This is a genomic window from Alteromonas sp. 4NH20-0104 (assembly GCF_057547795.1).
Genome location: NZ_BAAJLP010000067.1, coordinates 1 through 1,414, shown reverse-complemented (window position 1 = coordinate 1,414; position 1,414 = coordinate 1). Strand labels below are relative to the sequence as shown.

General features: G+C 40.5%; 3 protein-coding genes. 2 read left to right on the top strand and 1 reads right to left on the bottom strand.

What is annotated here, in order from left to right:
* Nucleotides 1-65 precede the first annotated feature (65 nt).
* The gene (locus AC27IB_RS23430; RefSeq protein ID WP_012518669.1) at nt 66-287 is read left to right on the top strand and encodes a TA system antitoxin ParD family protein; all 222 of its coding nucleotides are present in this window, start codon (nt 66-68) and stop codon (nt 285-287) included.
* Nucleotides 280-570 carry a type II toxin-antitoxin system RelE/ParE family toxin gene (locus tag AC27IB_RS23425; RefSeq protein ID WP_296052602.1) on the top strand — a complete coding sequence of 97 codons (291 nt, stop codon included), beginning with the start codon at nt 280-282 and terminating at the stop codon, nt 568-570. The genes AC27IB_RS23430 and AC27IB_RS23425 overlap by 8 nt, the downstream gene beginning before the upstream one ends.
* Before the next feature lie 128 nt (nt 571-698).
* Here AC27IB_RS23425 and AC27IB_RS23420 read toward each other — a convergent pair whose 3' ends face one another.
* Nucleotides 699-1,157, bottom strand: coding sequence for a nuclear transport factor 2 family protein (locus AC27IB_RS23420; protein ID WP_296052599.1), 459 nt, complete (start codon nt 1,155-1,157; stop codon nt 699-701).
* Nucleotides 1,158-1,414 lie beyond the last annotated feature (257 nt).

The window sequence follows — 1,414 nt, the reverse complement described above, 5'->3', positions numbered from 1 at the left end:
TACGCAATTTGCCACACCTGTAGCGTATTGCTAAAATGTAATGGCGAACTATTAGGAGACATATTATGGCAACCGCGAGCGTAAGACTAGACCAAGATCTAGTTGAGAAAGCTACAATTATGGGCAAAGCACTAAACCGAACTATGCCAAAACAGATTGAGCATTGGGCAAAGATAGGTGAAATGATGGAAGATAATCCTGATTTGCCATACGAATTCGTGAAACAGGCAATTATTTCCAAAGCTGAAAAAGAGGCTGGAAAATTGGAGCCTTACGATTTTGGCTAAGATCACCAGTGTTTTACAGACAGCTAATTTTAAGAGAACAGTAAAGAAGTTACATCAGAATCAGAAAAAAGACTTGGATAAAGCTGTTAAGGAACTAATGGGCGATCCTCTACTAGGAGAACAGAAAAAAGGCGACCTAGCCTTTCTTCGCGTGTACAAATTCAAGATGGTCAAGCAGTTAACTTTACTTGGTTACAGCTATGAGGATGGAACTGTAATACTTGAATTGATAGCACTTGGCTCTCATGAAAACTTTTATCGCGATGTTAAAAAGTTATTCTGACTAATTGCGTATAACGCTAAGCTTTGGGGCGCTAGCACGTGGGCTAAAATCCGAACGAAGTGAGTCAGCCCACGTGTTAGCGTCCCAGCGACCGAAGGGAGTGCCAACAGCGTTTTGTTATACACACATTAACCGTGATGCCTGCGAATATGCGTAATCAACTTATCATCATTGAATTCTAAGGTTACTATATTTACTGAGTTGTAGGTTATATCTTTGTCTAAATTATTTGGTCTGACTTTTCCTGACTCAGTCATCTTAATAATGGCAGCATTGCTTCCAGTCATCATTTCGTTTATGACTATTGAACTGTAGTAAATCTTGTCACTCATTTTGGCAATTAGACCTTCACGTAAAGCGGACTTTTCCGTAATCGTTACTTTAAACTTCACATGTTCATCGACGAATTCATCTGCAATTAAATTAATAAAGGCATCAATATCCTGAATTGTAGTATCAGGTTGCTGTCGAGCATTTTTGGCTTCCACAAACTTTGTCGCTAGTTGCTCCAGTTCTCCCTCAGAAAGAGCAGCATTGGCAGCAAACGATAAAGGCATAAAGACAAATAAAAGTAAGAGCTTATACATAATGTTCCTTGTGTGTATAACGCCCTAATTTGGCTTCACAAACGCGTGGGCTATACTGCGAAGCAGAGCCCGCGTGTTTGTGTCCCCAACATTTGATTGTTAGTTGCCGTGAACTCAAACTACGTGCTAACATTTGTGCACACGCATGTACGGAGTTGAAAATGGATACCCGCATACAATTCAGAGTTGACGAAGAAACGAAACGCCTAGCCCAATTAATGGCAGAAAGCCAAGGGCGTACATTAAGTGATGCATGC

Coding starts and splice junctions, on each gene's coding strand:
- AC27IB_RS23420 (WP_296052599.1), bottom strand. CDS start 1,157: ATGTATAAGCTCTTACTTTTATTTGTCTTTATGCCTTTATCGTTTGCT.
- AC27IB_RS23430 (WP_012518669.1), top strand. CDS start 66: ATGGCAACCGCGAGCGTAAGACTAGACCAAGATCTAGTTGAGAAAGCT.